The 21,257-nt window shown below is 66.9% G+C and carries 21 protein-coding genes; 8 read left to right on the forward strand and 13 right to left on the reverse strand.

From position 1 onward, the window contains the following. The first annotated feature begins 45 nt into the window (after window positions 1-45). Both JNJ68_RS13355 and JNJ68_RS13360 read left to right on the forward strand, forming a co-directional pair. The gene (locus tag JNJ68_RS13355) at window positions 46-624 is read left to right on the forward strand and encodes a nitroreductase family protein (RefSeq protein WP_294982877.1); all 579 of its coding nucleotides are present in this window, start codon (window positions 46-48) and stop codon (window positions 622-624) included. Next, complete coding sequence (locus JNJ68_RS13360) at window positions 624-1,316, forward strand: EI24 domain-containing protein (protein ID WP_294982956.1); 693 nt, start codon at window positions 624-626, stop codon at window positions 1,314-1,316. The genes JNJ68_RS13355 and JNJ68_RS13360 overlap by 1 nt, the downstream gene beginning before the upstream one ends. A gap of 11 nt (window positions 1,317-1,327) precedes the next feature. Here the strand turns inward: JNJ68_RS13360 and JNJ68_RS13365 are convergent, their stop codons facing one another. After that, window positions 1,328-1,597 carry a DUF1467 family protein gene (locus JNJ68_RS13365; protein ID WP_294982878.1) on the reverse strand — a complete coding sequence of 90 codons (270 nt, stop codon included), beginning with the start codon at window positions 1,595-1,597 and terminating at the stop codon, window positions 1,328-1,330. Between the two features lie 7 nt (window positions 1,598-1,604). Continuing rightward, the gene (mce, locus tag JNJ68_RS13370; RefSeq protein ID WP_294982879.1) at window positions 1,605-2,009 is read right to left on the reverse strand and encodes a methylmalonyl-CoA epimerase; all 405 of its coding nucleotides are present in this window, start codon (window positions 2,007-2,009) and stop codon (window positions 1,605-1,607) included. A 134-nt stretch (window positions 2,010-2,143) separates the two neighbouring features. Here mce and JNJ68_RS13375 point away from each other — a divergent pair, with 134 nt between their 5' ends. Further along, window positions 2,144-2,821, forward strand: coding sequence for a response regulator (locus tag JNJ68_RS13375; protein WP_294982880.1), 678 nt, complete (start codon window positions 2,144-2,146; stop codon window positions 2,819-2,821). Here the strand turns inward: JNJ68_RS13375 and JNJ68_RS13380 are convergent, their stop codons facing one another. The 4 genes from JNJ68_RS13380 to JNJ68_RS13395 form a co-directional block, all read right to left on the reverse strand. After that, the gene (locus JNJ68_RS13380) at window positions 2,822-3,289 is read right to left on the reverse strand and encodes a DUF1993 family protein (protein ID WP_294982881.1); all 468 of its coding nucleotides are present in this window, start codon (window positions 3,287-3,289) and stop codon (window positions 2,822-2,824) included. Next, entirely contained in the window at window positions 3,289-5,085 is a 1,797-nt protein-coding gene (gene aspS, locus JNJ68_RS13385; protein ID WP_294982957.1) for an aspartate--tRNA ligase, read from the reverse strand. The genes JNJ68_RS13380 and aspS overlap by 1 nt, the downstream gene beginning before the upstream one ends. A 148-nt stretch (window positions 5,086-5,233) precedes the next feature. Then, entirely contained in the window at window positions 5,234-5,878 is a 645-nt protein-coding gene (locus JNJ68_RS13390; RefSeq protein WP_294982882.1) for an aminotransferase class IV family protein, read from the reverse strand. After that, window positions 5,821-6,954 (reverse strand): aminodeoxychorismate synthase component I, encoded by a 1,134-nt coding sequence (locus JNJ68_RS13395; protein ID WP_294982883.1) that lies wholly within the window; start codon window positions 6,952-6,954, stop codon window positions 5,821-5,823. Before JNJ68_RS13395 ends, JNJ68_RS13390 begins: the two co-directional genes overlap by 58 nt. A 218-nt stretch (window positions 6,955-7,172) precedes the next feature. Between JNJ68_RS13395 and carB the strand changes: the two genes are divergently transcribed. From carB to JNJ68_RS13420, 5 genes are all read left to right on the forward strand, one after another. Then, entirely contained in the window at window positions 7,173-10,499 is a 3,327-nt protein-coding gene (gene carB, locus JNJ68_RS13400) for a carbamoyl-phosphate synthase large subunit (RefSeq protein WP_294982884.1), read from the forward strand. A gap of 100 nt (window positions 10,500-10,599) precedes the next feature. Beyond that, complete coding sequence (locus JNJ68_RS13405; protein ID WP_294982885.1) at window positions 10,600-11,553, forward strand: DnaJ C-terminal domain-containing protein; 954 nt, start codon at window positions 10,600-10,602, stop codon at window positions 11,551-11,553. Between the two features lie 2 nt (window positions 11,554-11,555). Further along, entirely contained in the window at window positions 11,556-11,891 is a 336-nt protein-coding gene (locus tag JNJ68_RS13410; protein WP_294982886.1) for a hypothetical protein, read from the forward strand. Window positions 11,892-12,409: 518 nt separating this feature from the next. Further along, window positions 12,410-12,820, forward strand: coding sequence for a ketosteroid isomerase-related protein (locus JNJ68_RS13415; RefSeq protein WP_294982887.1), 411 nt, complete (start codon window positions 12,410-12,412; stop codon window positions 12,818-12,820). Then, the gene (locus tag JNJ68_RS13420; protein WP_294982888.1) at window positions 12,817-13,413 is read left to right on the forward strand and encodes a GNAT family N-acetyltransferase; all 597 of its coding nucleotides are present in this window, start codon (window positions 12,817-12,819) and stop codon (window positions 13,411-13,413) included. Before JNJ68_RS13415 ends, JNJ68_RS13420 begins: the two co-directional genes overlap by 4 nt. Before the next feature lie 53 nt (window positions 13,414-13,466). Here JNJ68_RS13420 and JNJ68_RS13425 read toward each other — a convergent pair whose 3' ends face one another. From JNJ68_RS13425 to JNJ68_RS13455, 7 genes are all read right to left on the reverse strand, one after another. Further along, complete coding sequence (locus JNJ68_RS13425) at window positions 13,467-14,915, reverse strand: APC family permease (protein ID WP_294982889.1); 1,449 nt, start codon at window positions 14,913-14,915, stop codon at window positions 13,467-13,469. 82 nt (window positions 14,916-14,997) lie between these two features. After that, entirely contained in the window at window positions 14,998-15,516 is a 519-nt protein-coding gene (locus JNJ68_RS13430) for a flavin reductase family protein (protein WP_294982890.1), read from the reverse strand. A gap of 4 nt (window positions 15,517-15,520) precedes the next feature. After that, window positions 15,521-16,864, reverse strand: a complete 1,344-nt coding sequence (locus tag JNJ68_RS13435) for a glutamine synthetase family protein (RefSeq protein WP_294982891.1) — start codon at window positions 16,862-16,864, stop codon at window positions 15,521-15,523. Further along, window positions 16,861-17,532, reverse strand: coding sequence for a TetR/AcrR family transcriptional regulator (locus JNJ68_RS13440; protein WP_294982892.1), 672 nt, complete (start codon window positions 17,530-17,532; stop codon window positions 16,861-16,863). The genes JNJ68_RS13435 and JNJ68_RS13440 overlap by 4 nt, the downstream gene beginning before the upstream one ends. Further along, window positions 17,529-18,812 carry an alpha/beta fold hydrolase gene (locus JNJ68_RS13445; protein ID WP_294982893.1) on the reverse strand — a complete coding sequence of 428 codons (1,284 nt, stop codon included), beginning with the start codon at window positions 18,810-18,812 and terminating at the stop codon, window positions 17,529-17,531. The genes JNJ68_RS13440 and JNJ68_RS13445 overlap by 4 nt, the downstream gene beginning before the upstream one ends. Beyond that, a complete protein-coding gene (locus tag JNJ68_RS13450; RefSeq protein WP_294982894.1) occupies window positions 18,812-20,155 on the reverse strand; it encodes an acyl-CoA dehydrogenase family protein in 1,344 nt (447 codons plus the stop codon). Before JNJ68_RS13450 ends, JNJ68_RS13445 begins: the two co-directional genes overlap by 1 nt. Then, window positions 20,155-21,204 (reverse strand): peptidase M29, encoded by a 1,050-nt coding sequence (locus JNJ68_RS13455; RefSeq protein ID WP_294982895.1) that lies wholly within the window; start codon window positions 21,202-21,204, stop codon window positions 20,155-20,157. Before JNJ68_RS13455 ends, JNJ68_RS13450 begins: the two co-directional genes overlap by 1 nt. Window positions 21,205-21,257: the final 53 nt, after the last annotated feature.

Consider the following 21,257-nt stretch of genomic DNA (forward strand, 5'->3'; position numbering starts at 1 on the left):
CCGCATTGCCCGTAAGCTGCCCGCGACGAAAAACTCAGGTCTCCCATGCCCGCTCGCAACGACGCTGCCCTCGCCTTCCTCGCCACCCGCCACTCGCGCCCGGCCAAGCTCTTCTCCCTTCCTGTGCCGACCCGCGACCAGCTCACCGAAATCCTGACCGCCGCCACCCGCGTCCCCGACCATGGCAAGCTGGAGCCCTGGCGGTTGGTGGTTGTAGAAGGCGCGGCCTTCAAGCGGCTGGCCGACCTGGCCGAAGCGCGGGCGCAAGAACTGGGCGGCGATGCCGAGATGGCGGCCAAGGGGCGCGGGCAGTATGACCTGGGCCAACTCGCGGTGGTGGTGATCGCCTCACCCAAGCCATCGCCGAAAATCCCGGCGGTCGAGCAGCTCATGTCCGCGGGCGCGCTCTGCTTCGGCATCCTCGCCGCAGCGCAGGCGGCGGGATGGGGCGCCAACTGGCTCACGGGCTGGCCCGCACATGACGCCAGTTTCGCCGCCCGCGCCTTCGGCTGCCAGGGCGGCGAGACGGTGGCCGGCATCATCCACATCGGCACCCCGCCCGAGGATTTCCCCGACCGCCCGCGCCCGGACCTGTCGAAGCTCGTCACCTGGGCAAAGGCGTGATCTTCACCGCCTTCTTCAAGGCACTGGGCCAGCTGGGCGACCGCCGCTTCCGGCGCGTGGTCTTGCTGGGCGTGCTTCTGGCGCTGGCCCTTCTCTTCGGCACCTACGCCCTCTTTCTCCAGCTGATCTGGTGGCTGTCGCCCGACCAGATCAACCTGCCCGTCATCGGCCCCGTCACCGGGATGCACACGCTCTTGGGCTGGACTTCGGTGCTGTTCATGATCGGGCTTTCGGTCTTCCTGATGATCCCCGTCGCCTCGGCCTTCACCGGGATATTCCTGGAAGACGTGGCCGATGCGGTCGAGGACCGGCACTACCCGCAGCTGCCGCCCGCAACGCCCCTCAGCCTGGGCGAGGGGCTGCGCCAGTCGGTCAACTTCCTCGGATTGGTGGTCGCGGTGAACCTCGGCGCGCTCTTCCTCTACCCCTTTCTCGGCCCCGGCATCCCCATCCTGTTCTGGGCCATGAACGGGTTCCTTCTGGGTCGCGAATACTTCAGCCTCGTCGCGCTCCGCCGCCTGCCGCCCGCCGAAGTCAAGGCGATGCGGCGGCGCAACCGCTGGACGCTCTGGGCTGCGGGCACGCTGATGGCCGCGCCCCTGACGGTGCCGATCCTGAACCTGATGATCCCGGTCCTGGGCGTGGCGACCTTCACCCACATCTACCATCAGCTTGCCCGCGACGGGCGCTGAGATCCGACCCGTCAGTGCCGGATGCGCCCGAACCAGTCCAGGTCCTCGATGGTGATCCAGCCCGACAGGATCACCGCGACGATCACCGCCCAGATCGGCGTCGCGATCAGCGTTGTGATCCAGGCCTTGCGCTTCATCACCTCGCCCGCCGGAGCCCCCGGCGGCGTCCCCGGCACGATGTCCTGGGCCTCGTCCTGCGACACCGTGCGCCAGGGCAGCACGCAGAACAGCGTCATGAACCAGGTGGTCGCATAAAGGACGATGGCGCCGGTGATGCTCATGTGAGGCTCATGCCTGTTCCAGTTCGACCAGGCAGCCGTTGAAATCCTTCGGATGCAGGAAGAGAACCGGCTTGCCATGCGCGCCGATCTTCGGCTCTCCGCTTCCCAGCACCCGTGCGCCCGAGGCCTTGAGGCGGTCGCGCGCGGCAAGGATGTCGTCGACCTCATAGCAGATGTGGTGGATGCCGCCCGCCGGGTTCTTCTCCAGGAATCCCACGATGGGTGAACCTTCCCCCAGCGGATGCAACAGCTCGATCTTGGTGTTCGGCAGCTCGATGAAGACGACCGTCACGCCATGATCCGGCTCGGGCTGCGGCGCACCCACCTTGGCCCCGAGGGTCGAGCGATACTGCGCTGCCGCGGCCTCCAGGTCGGGCACGGCGATGGCAACATGGTTCAGGCGTCCGATCATGGGGTCCTCGTCAGTCTCTCGCGCCCGCTTATGCGGCCCGGGGACGGGCCATGCAAGCGCAGAAGGGTCGCAGGCGTTAACCCGGGCTTTACGGGCCTTGGCGACACTCGCGCCCCAGACAGACGAGGTTTGCCATGCCCTTTCCCCCCGACGCCCCGGTGCCGCAGGCCGCGCAAGGCCGGGACCGCCTGCCGTTGCAGGGCCTCGCCCTCCTGGTCGTCGACGACAGCCGCTTCACCTGCGATGCGCTGCGCCTGATCCTGCACCGTGCCGGGGCACGGCTGCGCCGGGCGGAAAGCCTTGAAATCGCTCGGCTGCACAGGGCGTTCCACCGGCCGGACCTGGCGATCGTCGACCTTGGCCTGCCCGATGGCCGGGGCGAGGACCTGATTGCCGAGCTTTCCGCCGAAGGCCTGCCCGTGTTGGGCCTCTCCGGCGACCCCGAGGGACGCGACGCCGCGATGGATGCCGGGGCGGCGGGCTTCATCGAAAAGCCCATCGGTTCCGCCGCCGCGCTGGTCCGCCTGATTCGCCAGCTCGCCACCGGCGCGGGCCCGCTGGAGCGCGGGCAGGATACCGCACCGCCCCCGGCCGACCCGCTTGCGCTGCGCGACGATCTGGTCCGCGCCGCCGGGCTGATCACCAGGTCGGGCGACCAGCACTATGCGCAATCCTTCCTGCGCAGCCTGGCCCGGGCCGCTGGCGACAGCGCGCTGGAAGCGGCGGCGCAGGACATCCGCACCGCCTTCGACCGCGCGAAACTAGCCCGGATGATCGAGGAACGGGTGACCTCGTTGGGCAGCCTTGCCTGATCAGAACCGGAAATCCGCCGGATAGGAATGGAACCCGTCGAAATCCGCCTTGCCCAGCGGCACCCCGGCCGCGCGCAGGGCGGCATAGCCCATCGTCAGGTGAAAGAAGAAATTCGGTATCCCATACAGGTGCAGGAACTCCGCCGCCGTCTGCTCCAATTCGGCGAAGCCCGCGCGGTGGCGGATGATGCGGCTCTCGGCTCCTTCGAACTCGGCCGGGGTCATCGCCCCCAGCATCGCGCGGGCCACCGCCAGCCTTGGCCCCAGCCCCTGCGGCAGATCGGGCACCTCGCGCCCGGCCAGCGGACAGGTGACGCGCAAGGCAAAGCCCGCCGCGGTGGCGAACTGCTGGCGGGCCGGGAAGGCATCGGCGATACGCGCATCCAGCGCATCCGGCCCCGCCACCGCCACGATGTCGCTGATGCGCGATAGGTAGTGGCGGAAGACGGGGACCGAGGCCTGGTACATCAGCTGTCCTTCGGCACCACGCGCAAGGACAACTCCCGCAACTGCTGCAAGGTCGGGTCCGAGGGCGCGTTCATCAACAGGTCCTCGGCGCGCTGGTTCATCGGGAACATGATGACCTCGCGGATGTTCTGGGTATCGGCCAGCAGCATGACCAGCCGGTCGATCCCCGCCGCGCAACCGCCGTGGGGCGGCGCGCCATATTTGAACGCCTTGACCATGCCGCCAAACCGCTTGTCGACCTCGCTGTTCGGATAGCCCGCCAGCTCGAAGGCCTTGTACATGATCTCCGGCTTGTGGTTGCGGATGCCGCCCGAAATCACCTCATAGCCGTTGCAGGCCAGGTCATACTGGTAGGCGTAAACCTCCAGCGGATCGCCCGACAGCGCCTCAAGCCCGCCCTGCGGCATCGAGAACGGGTTGTGGCTGAAGTCGATCTTCCCCTCGTCGGTCTTCTCGTACATCGGGAAATCGACGATCCAGGCAAAGCGGAAGCTGTCCTTGTCGGTCAGCCCCAACTCCTCGCCGATCACGTTCCGCGCCTTGCCCGCGATGCCTTCGAAGGCCTCGGGCTTGCCGCCCAGGAAGAAGGCCGCGTCGCCCTTGTCCAGGCCCAGCTGCACCCGGATCGCCTCGGTCCGCTCCGGCCCGATGTTCTTCGCCAGCGGGCCTGCCGCCTCCATCCCCGACCCATCCTCAGCCTCACGCCAGAAGATATAGCCCATCCCCGGCAGGCCCTGGCTTTGTGCATAGCCATTCATCCGGTCGCAGAACTTCCGCCCCACCGGCTCGCCAGACGGCCCCTTCGGCGCGGGAATCGCGCGGATCTCGTTGCCCTCGGTTTCCAGCAGCTTGGCGAAGATTGCGAAACCCGAGCCGCGGAAATGCTCCGACACCTCCTGCATCCGGATCGGGTTGCGAAGGTCGGGCTTGTCCGACCCGTACCACTTCAACGAGTCCCGGTAGGCAATGCGCGGCCAGTCGGAATGCACCGTCCGGCCCTTGCCGAACTCCTCGAACAACCCCTGCAACACCGGCTGGACCGCCGCGAAGACGTCGTCCTGCGTCACGAAAGACATCTCGACATCAAGCTGGTAGAAGTCCGTCGGCGAGCGGTCCGCCCGCGGGTCCTCATCCCGGAAGCAGGGGGCGATCTGGAAATAGCGGTCGAAGCCCGCCACCTGGATCAGCTGCTTGAACTGCTGCGGCGCCTGCGGCAGCGCATAGAACTTGCCCGGATGCAGGCGCGACGGCACCAGGAAATCCCGGGCCCCCTCCGGCGAGGAGGCCGTGATGATCGGCGTCTGGAACTCGGTGAAGCCCTGGTCCCACATCGCGTTCCGCAGCCAGCGCACCACGTTCGACCGCAGCATCATGTTCTGGTGCATCGTCTCGCGCCGCAGGTCGAGGAAGCGGTAGGTCAGCCGCGTCTCCTCGGGGTATTCCGCGTCACCGAAGACCGGCAGCGGCAGCTCCTCCGCCGCGCCCAGAACCTCGACCCCGGTCGCATAGACCTCGACCTCGCCGGTCGGGATCTTGGCGTTGACCAGCGAGGCATCCCGCGCCTTCACCCGCCCGTCGACCCGGATCACCCATTCCGCGCGCACCTTCTCCAGCGCGGCGAAGGCAGGCGAGTCGCCATCGCACAGCACCTGGGTGATCCCGTAATGGTCGCGCAGGTCGATGAAGAGCACCCCGCCATGGTCGCGCACCCGATGGACCCAGCCCGACAGCCGGACGGTCTCGCCCACATGGGTCTTGTTCAGCGCGGCACAGGTATGGCTGCGGTAGGCATGCATCATCGTTCCCCTTCCCAGGGCCTCAAGGTCATCCGGGCCGATACACCTTGCCCCCTGCCCGAAGTCAACCCCGCCCCCTTTCATACTGGCGCAAATATCCCCGCCGGAGGCATTCGACACCAGCCGCAGGAGCCTCCGGCGGGGATACTTAGCCCAGTATGAAAACCGCCGGGATCAACCCGCGCAGCGCATTGCCGACCCAGAGCCGCACCTTCGGCAGGTCATCGGCCATCAGCACCTCTTCCGGGCAGGCCAGATCGGCGCGCAAAACGCCCGGCAGCAGGCCGCAGGACAGGGGCGGCGTCCGCAGACCCTGCCCCCGGTCGAAGAAGACATTGGTGATCGTGCCCTCGCAGACCTCGCCGCGCTCGTTGAGGAACAAAACCTCGTCCAGCCTCTCGGGCAGCGCCGCCCGCGCCCGGTCATAGGCTTCGCGCCGGGTGGACTTGACCCGCAGCCAGGGGTCGTCCGACCGCAGCCGCTCCGCAGCCAGCCCCACCCGCCACTCCGCCTTGGGGGGCGGCAAGGCGGCCATCTGCCATTCGGCCTTGCCGGAGGCATCAACCGTCAATCTGACCCGCGCGGGTTCCTTCGGCAGGGTCAGGTCGCATTTCCAGAAGAACCCCACCCCCGGCCGCGCCCAGCCCAGAAGCGCGCGCGATCTATTGAGCCGGTCAAGATGCCCCATGATACGGGGAAATCTCTCCCCGTCCCACAGCACCGTCTCGATCAGCTTCAGTCCCGGCTCACCGCCGCCTTCACGAAGCGCGCCTTCCACAGCGCCTCCTCCCATTCGCCCTCGACGGTCGAGCCATGCGTCAGCCCGCCGCCCACATTCATCACGATCCGGTCGCCCCAGACCGACAGAGTGCGGATCGCCACCGAGAAATCCGCCTCGCCCCCGGGCGACATCCAGCCCACCGCGCCGCAATAGACCCCGCGCGGGTGGCGCTCCAACTCGCGGATGATCTCCATCGCCCGGATCTTCGGCGCCCCGGTGACCGAGCCGCAGGGAAACAGTGCCGCCATCAGCCCCGGCAGCGTCGGCGGGCCGCTAAGCACCCCCTCCACCGTCGAGGTCATCTGGTGCACCGTCGCATAGGTCTCGATGGCGAACAGCGCCGGCACCTTCACCGATCCCACCCGCGACAGCCGCGAGATATCGTTGCGCAACAGGTCCACGATCATCAGGTTCTCGGCCCGGTCCTTGCCCGACGCTGCCAGCTCGGCGATGATCGCCCGATCCTCCGCCGCATCCCGCCCCCTGGGCCGGGTGCCCTTCATCGGGCGGGTGACGATGCGCCCGCCCTCCAGCCGGAAGAACAGCTCGGGCGAGCGCGACACCACCACCGGCCCGACGCCGAGGTCGACATAGGCCCCGTGCCCCACCGCCCCCGTGCGCCGGAACGCGCCGTAAAGCCCAAGGGCCGTGCCCTGCAGCGTGGCGGTCATCGGGAAGGTCAGGTTCACCTGATAGCAATCCCCCGCCGCGATATAGTCGAAGACCCTGCGCGCCGCATTGCCATAGGCGCGCCTGCCGATCATCGGCTCGGGCGCGGTCATCCGGGTCAGGTGCCCCTCCGCCGCCGCCCGCTCCAGCACCAGCCCGGCGTCGCGCGGCCCGTCGAACACCCCCAGCGCCAGAAGCGGCCCCGGCCGTTTGCGTGGCAACAACCGGCGCAGCTTCGGCTCCAGCGCATAGCCTGCCTCATAGGCGACATAGCCCGCGATCCAGGCCCCCGCCGCGCGCGCCGCTTCGGCCTTGGCCAGCGCCTGGGCCACTTCGCGCGGCTCATGGGCGGCAATGACTTCGCGCGGCGCCGAAAACAGCGCCGCTCGGTCCCCCGGTCCATGCTCCAAAAGGATCACTCAGCGCCCCCGTTCCTGCCTTCGCATTACGCCGCCCCCGCCCCGCGCGCCAGAGCCTTTCCCGACCGGCACCGCCCGGATTGCGACAGCTCGTCCCCTTCCTCCCGGCCCGAATACCGTTGGGGCGCGGATGTCGGAAAGCACACCCGTTTGCCCCTTGCGCCCCCCCGGATTCTCTCTATACCCCCCGACAATTTGCGCAAAGGATGGGGGCAGACATGCCGAAGCGGACCGATATCAAGTCGATCATGATCATCGGCGCGGGCCCCATCGTCATCGGCCAGGCCTGCGAATTCGACTACTCTGGCGCCCAGGCCTGCAAGGCGCTCCGCGAGGAAGGCTACCGGGTGATCCTGGTCAACTCCAACCCCGCGACGATCATGACCGACCCGGGACTTGCGGATGCCACCTATATCGAGCCGATCACCCCCGAAGTCGTCGCCAAGATCATCGAGAAGGAACGCCCCGACGCCCTGCTGCCCACCATGGGCGGCCAGACCGGCCTCAACACCGCACTGGCGCTGGCCGACATGGGCGTGTTGGAAAAGTACAAGGTAGAACTGATCGGCGCCAAGCGCGACGCCATCGAAATGGCAGAAGATCGCAAGCTCTTCCGCGAGGCGATGGACCGGATCGGCCTCGAAAACCCCAAGGCCACCATCGTCGCCGCGCCCAAGGTCAACGGCAAATACGACATCGCGGCGGGCGTCAAGCAGGCGATGGAGGCGCTGGAATATGTCGGCCTCCCCGCCATCATCCGCCCCGCCTTCACCCTTGGCGGCACCGGCGGCGGCGTCGCCTATAACCGCGACGACTACGAGGCCATCGTGAAATCCGGCCTCGAAGCCTCTCCCGTCGCGCAGGTGCTGGTCGACGAATCCCTCCTCGGCTGGAAGGAATACGAGATGGAGGTGGTGCGCGACCGCGCCGACAACGCCATCATCGTCTGCTCCATCGAGAACGTCGATCCGATGGGCGTCCACACCGGCGACTCGATCACCGTCGCCCCCGCCCTGACGCTCACCGACAAGGAATACCAGATCATGCGGAACGGCAGCATCGCCGTCCTGCGCGAGATCGGCGTCGAAACCGGCGGCTCCAACGTCCAATGGGCGATCAACCCCGCCGACGGCCGCATGGTCGTGATCGAGATGAACCCCCGCGTCTCGCGGTCGTCCGCCCTGGCGTCGAAAGCCACCGGCTTCCCCATCGCGAAGATCGCCGCCAAGCTCGCCATCGGCTACACTCTGGACGAGCTGGACAATGACATCACCCGTGTCACGCCCGCGTCGTTCGAGCCCTCCATCGACTATGTCGTCACCAAGATCCCCCGCTTCGCCTTCGAGAAATTCCCCGGCTCCGAACCCAACCTCACCACCGCGATGAAATCGGTGGGCGAGGCGATGGCCATCGGCCGCACCATCCACGAAAGCCTGCAAAAGGCCCTGGCCTCGCTTGAGACCGGCCTCACCGGCTTTGACGAGATCGCGATCCCCGGTGCCCCTGACCGCGCCGCCGTTTCGAAGAAGCTCTCCGAAGTCACCCCCGACCGCCTCCGCGTCATTGCCCAGGCCATGCGCGAAGGCTTCTCGGACGACGACATCGGAGGCATCACCGCCTTCGACCCATGGTTCCTCGCCCGCATCCGCGAGATCGTCGAGACCGAGGCGCAGATCCGCAAGGACGGCCTGCCCCTCTCCGCCGAAGGCCTGCGCAAGCTGAAGATGATGGGCTTCACCGACGCCCGCCTCGCCAAACTCACCGGCCGCGACGAGGCCCAGGTCCGCCGCGCCCGCCAGCGCCTCGGGGTCAAGGCCGTCTTCAAGCGCATCGACACCTGCGCCGCCGAGTTCGAGGCCCAGACCCCCTATATGTATTCCACCTACGAGGCCCCCGCGATGGGCGATGTGGAATGCGAATCCCGCCCCACGGCGGCGAAAAAGGTCGTCATCCTCGGCGGCGGCCCGAACCGCATCGGCCAGGGGATCGAGTTCGACTACTGCTGCTGCCACGCCTGCTTCTCGCTGACCGAGCGCGGTTACGAAACAATCATGGTCAACTGCAACCCGGAAACCGTCTCGACGGATTACGACACCTCCGACCGTCTCTATTTCGAGCCGCTGACCCTGGAACACGTCCTCGAAATCCTGCGGGTGGAGCAGGAAAACGGCACGCTGCACGGTGTCATCGTCCAGTTCGGCGGCCAGACGCCGCTGAAACTCGCCAATGCCCTCCACGCCGAAGGCATCCCGATCCTCGGCACCACGCCCGACGCCATCGACCTCGCCGAAGACCGCGAGCGGTTCCAGCAGCTTCTCCACAAGCTTGGCCTCAAGCAGCCGCACAACGGCACCGCCCGCAGCCGCGACGAAGCCTTCGCCGTCGCCAAGGATGTCGGCTACCCCCTCGTCATCCGCCCCTCCTTCGTCCTTGGCGGCCGCGCGATGGAGATCATCCGCGACGACGCCCAGCTTGACCGCTACATCACCACCGCCGTCCAGGTCTCCGGCACCTCCCCCGTCCTCCTCGACTCATACCTCTCCGGTGCGGTCGAGGTTGACGTCGATGCGTTAAGCGATGGTAAATCGGTCCATGTCGCTGGAATCATGGAGCATATCGAAGAGGCCGGTGTCCACTCCGGCGACTCGGCCTGCTGCCTGCCGCCGCACCAACTGTCCGCCGAGACGGTCGAGGAACTGAAACGCCAGACCGTCCAGATGGCACTGGCCCTCAACGTCGTCGGCCTGATGAACGTCCAATTCGCCATCAAGGACGGCACGATCTACGTCCTGGAAGTGAACCCCCGCGCCTCCCGCACCGTGCCCTTCGTCGCCAAGGCCACCGATAGTGCCATCGCCTCCATCGCCGCCCGTCTTATGGCCGGAGAGCCCCTCTCCACCTTCCCCGCCCGCGCCCCCTATCCGCAGGGCGTCGGCCCCGACAGCCCCCTGCCGCTCGCCGACCCGCTGACGCTGGCCGACCCGAACACCCCCTGGTTCAGCGTCAAGGAAGCCGTCCTCCCCTTCGCCCGCTTTCCCGGCGTCGACCCGATGCTCGGCCCCGAAATGCGCTCCACGGGCGAGGTGATGGGCTGGGACCGCACCTTCGCGCTCGCCTTCCTCAAGGCCCAGATGGGTGCCGGGACGATCCTGCCCACCGAGGGCCGCGTCTTCCTGTCCGTCAAGGACATGGACAAGACCCCGGCGCTTGCCACCGCCGCGAAGGACCTTGTTGCGATGGGCTTCACCATCGTGGCAACCAAGGGCACGGCGTCGTGGCTCGCCGCGAACGGAGTGGCCGCCGAACCCGTCGCCAAGGTCTACGAAGGCCGCCCGAACATCGTCGACCGGCTGAAGAACGACGAGATCGCCATCGTGATGAACACCACCGAGGGCACGCAGGCCGTCAGCGACAGCCGCGACATCCGCCGCGTCGCGCTGATGGACAAGATCCCGTATTTCACGACGGCTGCGGCGTCAGTGGCCGCCGTGGCCGCGATGAAGGCGCGGGACGAGGGGTACGGGGTTCGGACGTTGCAGGGGTGATGCGGGCCCTGTCGTGCCCGTCGCGGCCATGCACCCTTGTGGACGCCACCTTGTCGGCTATCTTCATGGGCGGATGGCGTTGAACGGGCGGAGTATGTGAATGGCGGGCGATCCCTATGCCGCGCTTGGGGTAAAGAAGACGGCCACCGAGGCCGAAGTGAAGGCCGCCTATCGCAAGATCGCCAAGGCCGATCACCCTGATCTGAACCCCGATCCGGCGGCGGCGGAACGCTTCAAGGCGGCGGCGGCTGCCTATGATCTTCTGAAAGACCCCGAACAGCGCCGCCGCTTCGACGCGGGCGAGATCGACGATCAGGGTCAGGAACGCCCGCAGCGCCGCTATTACCGCGACCATGCCGAGGCCGCCGACAACCCCTATGCCCGCAGCTACGGCTTCGAGAATGACGCCGACATGGGCGATGTCTTCTCCGATCTTTTCGGCCGCCGTGGTGCCGCCGGGAGGGCTGGCGCAGAGGGGCGCGGCTTCGAGGGCTTCGCTCAAAGCGGCCAGCAGCGCGATTTCCACATGCGGGGCCAGGATCACCGCTTCACCCTGCAGGTGGATTTCATGACCGCCGCGAAGGGCGGCAAGACCCGGATCACCCTGCCCGATGGGAACGACCTTGAGGTGACGATCCCCAAGGGCGCGCAAGACGGCCAGACCATCCGGCTGAAGGAAAAGGGCGGGGCTGGCCTTGGCAAGGGCGGGCCGGGCGACGCCTATCTGACGCTGACCGTCGCGCCCGACCCCCAGTTTCGCCGCGAGGGCGACGACATCTTCCTGACGCTGCCGATCACGCTTGCCGAGGCGGTTCTTGGCGGCAAGGTCGCCACCCCCACCATCGACGGCCCGGTCAACCTGACCATCCCGAAGGGCGCGACCACCGGCCAGAAACTGCGCCTGCGTGGCCGCGGGGTGAATGGCGGCGACCAGCAGGTCGAGTTGAAGATCGTGATGCCACCGAAGGTGGACCCCGAGCTTGAGGCCTTCATGGAAAGCTGGCGCAAGTCGCATGACTACGACCCGCGCATCGGCATGAAATACGGGAGTTGATGATGACCCGTTACTACAGTTCGACCGAAGTCGTTGCGCTGATCGACGACCTGACCGAACCCCGCCTGACCGCCTACCTCCGCGCCAGCATCGTCGAGCCGGTGGCAACCCCCGACGGCCCCGGCTTCCGCGAAACTGACGTCGCGCGGCTGCAACTCCTCTGCGATCTCGACGAAAACTACACGCTGCCGGAAGAGTCCTTGAAGATGGTGATGGGCTTGATCGACCAGCTGAATGCAATGCGCGGCGACATGCGCGCCCTGATGCGCGCCGTGGCCTCCGAACCCGACGAGGTTCGCAGCCGCATCCACAGCAGCATCCGTGTGCTGCGGGGGTAGGCGGGGGCGGCGAAGAGGACAGGACAAGCAATACGCCTTGACCGTTCTGGGCGCGTTGCGATCGCCATCGCGGAGCACCAAGGTTGAGCGTGGGTGCCCGCATTCAGTAACATCACGCGATCTGTCCCGCGGCAAAGCGGTCTGGGCATGTGGAGCACCCCTTGCCTTCCGGCTCGCACCTCCAGGCAATCGGGCCGGGCGGGCATCCACTGGAGACCTGCCTTTCTGTCCCTCTGGTCCCCCACTTTTGTCTGCCACTCCGCGCAAGCGGAGACGACAGCGGGACGAGGCGCCGAATGCTGCATCGCAGGTCGGGGCCAGCCCCGACACGCTTCATTAACCATCCCCTTAACAAACCCCTAACGCCCGCGACCAACCCTCTGAAATTCCTCACATTCCCCGATTTGTCCACCGTGGACACCTCTGCCGCCAAGGTCGCTTTCCGCCGCCAACCCGTCCCCTCCGACTTGGAAACCGTTCCCCGGCCCGCTACTCTCCCGTCCGAAAAGGAGACCCCCATGCCCCGCGCCGAGACCCTTGCCCTGATCCGCCGCTACTACGACGCCTTCAACGCGGGCGACCCCGAGGGGATGCTCGCCTGCCTGACCGAGGACATCGAGCACCGGGTGAACGAGGGCGGCCACCGGATCGGCAAGGCGAAGTTCCGGGAGTTCTGCGGCCACATGGGGGTCAGCTACCGGGAGCAACTGAAGGACCTCACGATCTTCGCGACCGACGACGGCAGCCGGGGGGCGGCGGAGTTCGTGGTCCACGGGGAGTACCTGAAGACCGACCCCGGCCTGCCGGAGGCGAAGGGCCAGACCTACATCCTCCCCGCCGGGGGGTTCTTCGAGGTCAGGGACGGCCTCATCTCCCGCATCACCACCTTCTACAACTTGAACGACTGGGTCGCGCAGGTTTCCCGATGAACATCGAGGACATCGACGTCCGGGCCCTGAAAGGCCCCGACCTGGAGGCCTCGCTCGACGGCGTCGCCCAGTTGCGGATCACCGTGTTCCGGGACTGGCCCTACCTTTACGACGGCTCGCTGAAATACGAACGGGAATACCTCGCCACCTACCGCGACAATCCCGGCGCGCTCTTGGTGGGGGCGTTCCACGACGGACAGCTGATCGGCGCCTCGACCTCCACGCCGATGGAGGACCACGCGCCCGAATTTGCCGCCCCCTTCCGCGACCTCGGCATCGCGCCGGAGAAGATCCTCTACGGGGCGGAGTCGGTCCTCCTCCGCCCCTATCGCGGCCTCGGCCTCGGCCACCGCTTCATCGACCTGCGCGAGGCCCATGCCCGCGCCCTGGGGCGGACGCATGTCGCCTTCTGCTCGGTGATCCGGCCCGAAGACCACCCTGCCCGGCCCGCCGTCCACCGGACCAATGACGCCTTCTGGCGCGGCCGGGGCTATCGGACCTTGCCGGGCGTGGTGGCCCGGTTCAGCTGGAAGGATCTGGGCGATACGGTGGAAACCGAAAAGCCGCTGCAGTTCTGGATGCGTGAGTTGTGAATGAGAAAGGCCGGCCCGGCTGCCCCGGACCGGCCCTTTTCCAACAGCCTCGGTCAGTCGGCCAGGTTCGTCCCCATCCGGGCAAAGCGCGCCGGGTCCGACGACTTCAGCCGCTGCGCCAAGAGGAAGCCGATAACACCCCCTGCCGGGATCAGCGCGGGCAGAAGCCAACTGAGGCTGCCGCCAGTGGTCCCGGTCAGATCGCCGTAGTTGACGAAGACGTAGACGAACAGCGCCGCCATGATCAGGCCGGCGATGGCCGGCAGGATCTTGGTCGACAGGGGCGAGCCGCCGCCCTGCTTGCCGAAGAAGGCGATCACCGACAGCGAGGTGATGGCCATCATCCCGATCACCCCCAGGGTGCCGATCTGGCTGATCCAGGTGAACATGTTCAGGATCGGGTCCAGCCCCAGCCCCGCGAAGATCGCCAGCACGATCAGCGCGCCGATAGTCTGCACGACCGAGCCGATATGCGGGCTCTGGTGAGCGTCATGGGTGCGGCCGAAAGCCTCCGGCAGCAGCCCGTCACGGCCCGCGACATAGGAATAGCGGGCGATGTAGTTGTGGAAGGCTGAAAGCGCCGCGAAAAGGCTGGAGACCAGCAGGAGTCCGGCAATCATCGAGATCGTCGGGTTGGTGTAGGTTTCGGCCAGGATGAAGAAATGCGCCGTCGGATCGGGCAACCCGCCGATGGTTTCCAGAAGCTTGTCGGCCCCCGTTCCGGCAATCATCAGCCAGGTGGTGAAAACGAAGAAGATGCCGATCATCAGGATCGACAGATAGGTCGCGCGCGGGATGGTCTTCTCCGGGTCCTTGGCTTCCTCGCCGTAGATCGTGGTGGCCTCGATCCCGATGAACGAGCCGAGGCAGAACAGGATCGCAGCGGTGAGCGAGCCCGAGGTCAGGGCGGAGAAGTCGAGGATGTTGACCGAAAGCCCGGTCCCTTCCGCCCCGCCCGCGCCCAGGATGGCGAAGTCGACGATCAGGACGATCAGGTATTCAAGGCCCACGAGGACAACCATCACCTTGGCCGACAGGTCAACCTGCCGGTAGCCCAGGATGCCAACCAGCGCGATGGCGATCAGGCTGTAGACCCACCAGGGCAGGTTGATGCCGAAACCGCCGAACACCCCGGCCGAGACGCCGCCCAACAGACCGATCAGGCCGAATTGCATGGTGTTGTAGGCGACCAGCGCCATGATCGACACTGCGCCACCCCAGCTGCCGCCCAACCCCCGCGCGGCATAGGCGTAGAAGGCGCCGGCGTTGATGACATGGCGGCTCATCGCGACATAGCCGGCCGCGAAAGCCAGCATGACCAGCGTGAGCAGGATGAAGGTCAGCGGGATGCCGGTGCCATTGCCAAGAAGGAAAGCCAGAGGCATGGCCCCGGCCACCCCGGTCAGCGGGGCGGCGGCCGAGATCACCATGAAGGTGACGGCGACCAGCCCCAGCGAATTGCGTCGCAGCCGGTTTGGCCCGATTTCGGTGAATTCAGACATGTTCCCTCCTTGTTGTGCGCCGCCCGGGTCTTGAGCGCCTGGGTCAGCGGATACTGCGGATTCCCGAAGATTACTTAACAGTTTAACTATCTCCGGTGAGATGTATAGCCCTTCTGTAGGCCCTCTGGCCGTAGAGCAGCGCCGACGGATTGTCGGACAGCCGCACCGAAGCGACGCGACCGACGATGATGTGGTGCGTTTCCCACAAGAGTGCGGTGGCCAGGCGGCATTCGAAGGCAGCGGTCGCGCCGGACAGGAAGGGCTGGCCGATAGCGCCCTTCTCCCAGGCGACGCGGTCGAATCGTTCAGCCCGTTCGGACGCGCTGCGCCCGGCAAAGAGGTTCGATACCTCTTGCTGGTCCTCGGCCAGCAGATTGGCGCAGAAGGCACGGTTTTTCATGATCGCGCTTGCCGCAGGCGACTGGTGGTGGATGCAGAGGAGAAGCGACGGATGCTCACCATCCGCCGAGACCGAGGTCAGCGACGACACGGTGACCCCGGCCCGCCCGCCCTCGCCATCGGTGGTGGCAACGGCGACAAATGTGGCGGCGCGGCTCATGCCCTCTAGAAAGGCGGCGCGCGGATCGGCGGCGTTGGTCATCAGCTCACCCAAGATCAAAGAAGCGTTGCAGCTCTACGTCCGGCACCTTGCGGCGGAATTCGTTGTGCTGAGCTTCGCGCGTGGCGGTGAATCCGTCAACGAAACGTGTGCCGAGCCAGTCGCGCGCAAAGTCCGAGGCGCGCAGGCGCTGGATCGCCTCGGGCATCGACCGCGCGAAGTCGCGGGCGGGCTCCTGCGCATAGCCGGAGCCGATGACCTCGGGCTCGGGCTCGACCTGGTTCAGGATGCCAGCAACCCCGGCGGCGATCGTCGCGGCCGCGGTAAGATAGGGATTGGTGTCGGCGCCGGGCAGGCGGTTTTCCACGCGCAATGACCCCGGGTCGTGGCCGACCAGCCGGAAGCAGGTGGTGCGGTTCTCGTAGCCCCAGGTCAGGCCGGGGGGCGCGAAGGTGCCGGGGGCGAAGCGGCGGTAGCTGTTCACCGTCGGCTGGAAGATCAGGGTCATGTCGCCGATGTAAGCCTGCAACCCGCCGAGGAAGTGCCGGAAGGTCTGGCTGACGCCGTTCTTCTGGCTCTCGTCCCAGAAGAGCGGCTTTCCCGCCTTGTCCTTCAGGCTGATGTGCAGGTGGATCGACTGGCTGTCGGCGGCCTCGTTCCACCGCGGCATGAAGGTGACGGACCGGCCCTGGCGCAACGCAAGGGCGCGCAGGAAATTCTTCAGAAGCACCAGCTGGTCGGCGGGATCAAGCCCCTGCCCGGCGGCGATGCAACATTCCATGAAACCGCCGCCGATCTCCTCGTGCATCTTCGCGAGGTCGATCTTCAGCGGCTCGCAGATGCCGGCGAGCGCCTCGTACCATTCGGTCTGCAACGCCTGGTAGATGATCAGGTCATGGCTGGCATGGGGGGTGGCGGTCTGGAGATTGCGGTAGCCCTTGGCGCGCGCGCTGTCGGGGGTTTCGTCGAAGAGCGTGTATTCCAGTTCCATGCCGTATTTCGGGAAAAGGTCGGCCTCGGCGGCGCGGGCCAGCACCCGGGTCAGGATCGAGCGCGGGCAGAGTTCGGCGGAGGCGCCGGTAAAGTTCGACAGGACCAGCAGGTCATGGCCGGGCTTCGACCAGGGCAGGCGGCGCGCGCTGGCAGGGTCGATCCGCAGCGGGTCATCGTGGAAGTCGCCGGAATCGTCGTTCACGCCGGGCAGGTTCAGATGGACATCCGTGGGGTCGAGCGCGAGCTGTGCCGGGGCCATGCCCATGCCGTTCTTCGCGATGCCCTTCATGCTCTGGGCCGAGACCATCTGCCCGCGCAGGAGGCCGTTGGTATCGGCCATCGCCACCGTCGCGAAGCGGCTGGCAGGATCGGCGAGGAAGTCGTCAAGCATCGTCATCTGTCACCTGTCGGGCTGGTAAGCGCGGCCAGTGTCTCCTGGTCCTGCGCGGGGGTGGTGGAATAGGCCTTGAGGAAGACGCGAAGGCCGTTGGTGATGTAGCGGTCGAGCGTCGCCCGGTCCGGCACCGCGTCAGGCATGTAGAGCGCCTGGGTCCGGGGGGCCGACAGGATCAGGCCCCAGAGGTCCTGCGCCGCAAGTTCGGCGTCGTCGAACACCAGCCGCCCTGCCTCGCGCTGGTTCTCGAGATAGCGCATGATCCCGCGCAGAAGGTGGTCCGGACCAGAGGCCTGGTAGGCGCGACCGATCTCGGGGAAACGGCTGACCTCGCCGATGATCAGGCGCGCCAGCGACAACAGGTCGGGCCGCATCACGGTGTCGGCATAGGCCCAGGCGAAGGTGATGAGGTCCGCGACCATGCCGTTGTGCGAGGGGTGGTCGAAGACATCCAGCATCAGGTCGCGCTTGCCCAGCATCATCGCCTGGAAGAGCGATTCCTTCGACGGGAAGTAGGAATAGAGCGTTGGTTTCGTCACCCCGGCCTCGGCCGCCACCGCATCCATCGTGGTGCCGGAATAGCCGCTGGCCGCAAAGACGGTCAGCGCGGCGTCGAGAATCTGGCGCTCGCGGGTCAGGCGGTTCTGCTGGCGGCGCGGGAGAGCGGTCATGTCAGCCGGTTCAGGAAGGTCGAAAGATGGCGGTTGTAGAGATCGGGCTGTTCCACGTTGCAGACATGGCCCGCACCGGCGATCACCTCGAAGCGCACGTCGGGGCGGGGGGCGGCGTCCCAGATGCGGCCCGCGATGCCGCGGATTTCGGCGGGCGGGGCCAGGCGGTCATGTTCGCCGGTCATCAGCAGGACGGGCATGGTGAGCTTGGCGAAGTCGAAGCGCTCCAGGGGGTTGGTGAAGCAGTTCAGCGCATCGCGGTAGGTCGCTGCCGGGATCGCGGCCATGCTGTCGAAGAGGCGCTGCCGGGTGTCCTCGCTGGCGTCGGGCCCGGCCAGCACCTTCACCACCGCGGGGGCGAAGTCGGCTGGCACCTGGCCCGCATCCATCGGCACCTCGCGGGAGACGCGGAAGGCCTCGCGCTCATCCGGGCCGGCCTCGGACATGCCGGTGCAGCCGCCGGAGAGGACGAGACCATCCAGCATCTCCGGATGGCGCATGGCGAAGGAGGTGGCGATCCAGGAGCCGTAGGAGAGGCCGACCAGCACCAGCCGCCTTGCACCAAGCTTCTCCGCGACCCGCAGGATGTCGGCGCAGTAATCGTCCACGGTGGACTGGCGCGGCCCGAGCGTGCTGTCGCCATAGCCGCGCAGGTCCAGCGCAGCCGCGCGCATGGTGGCGCCAACCGCTTGCACCTGAGGCGTCCAGTTCGTGCGTCCCCCGCCGATCCCATGCAGGAAGAGGCAGAGCCGGTCATCGCCGATCCCGGGTGTCACCGAAAGTGCCAGGCGCGGCAGGTCGTCGAAGATCAGGGTCTCGAAAGAGACAGGAGGGGACGGCCGCGGTGTCGCCGAGGCCTGCTCGGTGGCCGCCGCCAGCGCCGCGATCCCCGCCTCGAACACGGCCTTCGTGCCTTCGCAGATCGCCGTCAGCCGCGAGGCCGGGGCCCGGACGGTGGCGGTCCAGCCGACCACCGACCCGCCCGCCTCGGCTGGGGTCACGGTGATCCGGGCGTCATAGGCCTCGCAGTCCTTGATCCCCTCCAGATGGGTGTAGCCCAGCACCCGGTCGCTGTCGGAGAGGTAGGTCAGCTGCTCGCGGTAACGCGTATCCTCGCCCTGCACCGTGAAGGCCCGGACCAAGGCCCCCTGCTCTCCCTGCTCCTCCCGGATCGTCTCGACCCACGGATGCCACGCCCCGCAGAAATCGCGGACGACCGACCAGACCGCCTCTGGTGCAAGCGGCACGAGGCCCCTGACCTGCACCACCTCGCGCCCCATCAGCGCAGCATCCGCAAGGCGCCCGAATCCCCACGCCAGAGCGAGTTCCGCGCGCCGCCCTCGTCACCTGGCGCCTTATCCAGCTCGTCCATCTCGTAAAGCGCAAGGACCCCGATGTAGTCCTCCATGATCTCGCTGGTATAGGGGAGCATCAGCGCCCCGCAGCGGCTGTCGCGGTACATGCGCTCCAGCGGCAGCGACTTCAGCATCGACTGCCCACCACAGGTGCGGATCGCCAGCGCCGTGATCTCCTGCACGCCTTCCATCACGTTGTACTGCGCGGCATACATCCGCAGCACTTCGGCTTTCGACGGCATCCCCTTGGCTTCCGAAAAGGCCTGCCACCAGAGCGCCCGCATGTTCGCGAGGCGGGCATACATCTTCGATACCGCCACCCGCTTGGTCGCATACATCCGCCGGTCGATCGGCGGCTGGCCGGGGACGCGGCCTTGCAGATAGGCAAGCGTGAAGTCAAAGGCCCCCTGCGCCACCCCCATGTAGGTGGGGCTGAGGGTGGCCATCATGTGCGGCCAGTTCGGCAGCGTCTTGCCGAAGATGCCCTTCGGCATGAGGAGGTCGTCTTCCGTGACGAAAACGTCTTTCAGGATCAGGTCGCGGCTGTTCGTCCCCCGCATCCCCAGCGGGTCCCAGTCGCCCTTGACGGTCAGGCCCGGCGCGTCCTTGTGGACGACGAACAGCATCGTGTCCTCATGCCGCGGCTCCTGACCCTCGAACACTTCCGTGCAGACGATGGTGTAGTAGTCGCAATAGCCGGCCAGCGAGGCGAATTTCTTGAACCCGCTGATCTTCCAGCCGCCCTCCACAGGCCGCGCCTGGGTCTGGTTCGGCTTCGAGGTCCAGTTCTGCCCGCCTTCCGAAATCGGCTGCGAGAAGATCGCGCGTTCCTTCATCGCCCGGGTGAACTGCTTCGCCCGCAACGGCGCAAAGGCCGCCTTTTCGGCCTCGGACAGGTTCGGCATGTCATACATGAACCGCGACCAGGCCATCGAGGAGTTGTGCATGTTGAAGGTCAGCGCCGTCGCGCCGCAGTACTTGGCGATCTCGGCCCCGACCATGGCATATTCGCCCATCGAGAAGCCCCAGCCGCCGAATTCCTGCGGGATCGAAAGACCCAGGAAGCCCGCGTCAGCGAGGTCCTTGTAGTTTTCGGTCGGAAACGAGGCATCGTCGTCCACAGCCTTGGCGCGCGCGGCAAAGACCGGGCCCAGCTCGTTGATCTTGCGCATCGCCTCGGCCACCTCGGGGCGGACGCGAGTCATGTCGTAATAGTCCGCAGGGGCGCTCATCGGCATCACGGCGGGGATCGGGGACTGGTCGGTCATCAGGCAAGCTCTCCTTGCAGAACGCCGTCCTTGACGACGACGCGCCCGTCGAGGGCGATGGTGCAGTTGCGCATCGGAAGGTCGAAATGGCCAAGCGTGTAGCGCCCGGCATACTGGTTGGCCCCGGTGGACCAGAGGAAGCTCCCGGCAATCGCCCGGAACTCCACCGCCTGCATGTCGCGCTTGTCGTACATGGCGGCACTGACCCATTTCGCGCCGTGGTTCATGCCCCAGCCGACATGGCTGAGGCCGAAGGCGTTGCGGTCGCCCCACGCCGCCATGTATTCGCGCAGGTGCAGCGCGTCGATGCCGTCGCCCTTGATGGCGGTGACGAAGTCGTTCTCGATGGTAAAGTCGATGCGGCTGGTCAGGAAGGTCTTGAACGTCAGGTTCATGTCACCCACGTCCATCACCACGCGGCCGTTCACCGCATCCTTGCCGGGGAAGGCCAGGCACAGCCCGGCGGGCCAATGCGCCACCGCGCCCGGTTTCGTCCCGAACCCCGCCGTGCCGCCACAGGGCGCGCCGCGCAGGTCGACCGTGAGGTCGGTGCCGATGGCCGAGGTGACCCGCATCTCCGACGCCTCGCGCAGCATCTGGATGCCGATCTGGAGCTTGATGTCGTCTTCAGCCTTCGGCTCGGTCCGCTCCAGGATTTCCGGGTGCTCGTTGGTAATGACCAGAAGCCGGGTACGCCCGGCGTCCTCGATCTCCGGCCATTCCGGCGCGTGGATCAGCCCCTCGACCGTGCAGTCCACGATCACCTCGACCAGCTTCAGCGCCTCGACCACCGCGCGGTTGCCCGCAATCGCCCAACTCGTCCCGGTGGACTTGACCGGAACCGGGGCCGTCTGCGCGGGCGTCGGCATCTGGATGTGGAAACTCTCTGCGCCGAGGTCATAGGCCGCAAGCTCGCACAGATGCACCAGAACCGGCCGCGACTGGGTTTCGCTGATGATCGCGATCTTCGTACCCTTGCCGATCCCGTTCAGCGCAAAGACGCGGCGGAAGGCGGCAAGCCACTTCCCCTCGACCCGTTCCTGCAGCATCCGCGTCCTCCCCGACCCCAGGTGCGACGATTCGTCCACCTGCAAAATGCTTT

The organism is Tabrizicola sp. (genome assembly GCF_016793705.1).
Classification (GTDB): Bacteria; Pseudomonadota; Alphaproteobacteria; order Rhodobacterales; family Rhodobacteraceae; genus Tabrizicola.

What these genes read in the sequence shown, in the direction of transcription:
- JNJ68_RS13450 (WP_294982894.1), bottom strand. Translation starts at nt 20,155, where the DNA reads ATGACCGACCAGTCCCCGATCCCCGCCGTGATGCCGATGAGCGCCCCT.
- JNJ68_RS13425 (WP_294982889.1), bottom strand. Translation starts at nt 14,915, where the DNA reads ATGTCTGAATTCACCGAAATCGGGCCAAACCGGCTGCGACGCAATTCG.
- JNJ68_RS13415 (WP_294982887.1), top strand. Translation starts at nt 12,410, where the DNA reads ATGCCCCGCGCCGAGACCCTTGCCCTGATCCGCCGCTACTACGACGCC.
- JNJ68_RS13440 (WP_294982892.1), bottom strand. Translation starts at nt 17,532, where the DNA reads ATGACCGCTCTCCCGCGCCGCCAGCAGAACCGCCTGACCCGCGAGCGC.
- JNJ68_RS13435 (WP_294982891.1), bottom strand. Translation starts at nt 16,864, where the DNA reads ATGACGATGCTTGACGACTTCCTCGCCGATCCTGCCAGCCGCTTCGCG.
- JNJ68_RS13445 (WP_294982893.1), bottom strand. Translation starts at nt 18,812, where the DNA reads ATGGGGCGCGAGGTGGTGCAGGTCAGGGGCCTCGTGCCGCTTGCACCA.
- JNJ68_RS13380 (WP_294982881.1), bottom strand. Translation starts at nt 3,289, where the DNA reads ATGTACCAGGCCTCGGTCCCCGTCTTCCGCCACTACCTATCGCGCATC.
- mce (WP_294982879.1), bottom strand. Translation starts at nt 2,009, where the DNA reads ATGATCGGACGCCTGAACCATGTTGCCATCGCCGTGCCCGACCTGGAG.
- JNJ68_RS13420 (WP_294982888.1), top strand. Translation starts at nt 12,817, where the DNA reads ATGAACATCGAGGACATCGACGTCCGGGCCCTGAAAGGCCCCGACCTG.
- JNJ68_RS13390 (WP_294982882.1), bottom strand. Translation starts at nt 5,878, where the DNA reads ATGGGAGGAGGCGCTGTGGAAGGCGCGCTTCGTGAAGGCGGCGGTGAG.
- JNJ68_RS13455 (WP_294982895.1), bottom strand. Translation starts at nt 21,204, where the DNA reads ATGCTGCAGGAACGGGTCGAGGGGAAGTGGCTTGCCGCCTTCCGCCGC.
- JNJ68_RS13355 (WP_294982877.1), top strand. Translation starts at nt 46, where the DNA reads ATGCCCGCTCGCAACGACGCTGCCCTCGCCTTCCTCGCCACCCGCCAC.
- JNJ68_RS13375 (WP_294982880.1), top strand. Translation starts at nt 2,144, where the DNA reads ATGCCCTTTCCCCCCGACGCCCCGGTGCCGCAGGCCGCGCAAGGCCGG.
- JNJ68_RS13365 (WP_294982878.1), bottom strand. Translation starts at nt 1,597, where the DNA reads ATGAGCATCACCGGCGCCATCGTCCTTTATGCGACCACCTGGTTCATG.
- aspS (WP_294982957.1), bottom strand. Translation starts at nt 5,085, where the DNA reads ATGCATGCCTACCGCAGCCATACCTGTGCCGCGCTGAACAAGACCCAT.
- carB (WP_294982884.1), top strand. Translation starts at nt 7,173, where the DNA reads ATGCCGAAGCGGACCGATATCAAGTCGATCATGATCATCGGCGCGGGC.
- JNJ68_RS13430 (WP_294982890.1), bottom strand. Translation starts at nt 15,516, where the DNA reads ATGACCAACGCCGCCGATCCGCGCGCCGCCTTTCTAGAGGGCATGAGC.
- JNJ68_RS13405 (WP_294982885.1), top strand. Translation starts at nt 10,600, where the DNA reads ATGGCGGGCGATCCCTATGCCGCGCTTGGGGTAAAGAAGACGGCCACC.
- JNJ68_RS13410 (WP_294982886.1), top strand. Translation starts at nt 11,556, where the DNA reads ATGACCCGTTACTACAGTTCGACCGAAGTCGTTGCGCTGATCGACGAC.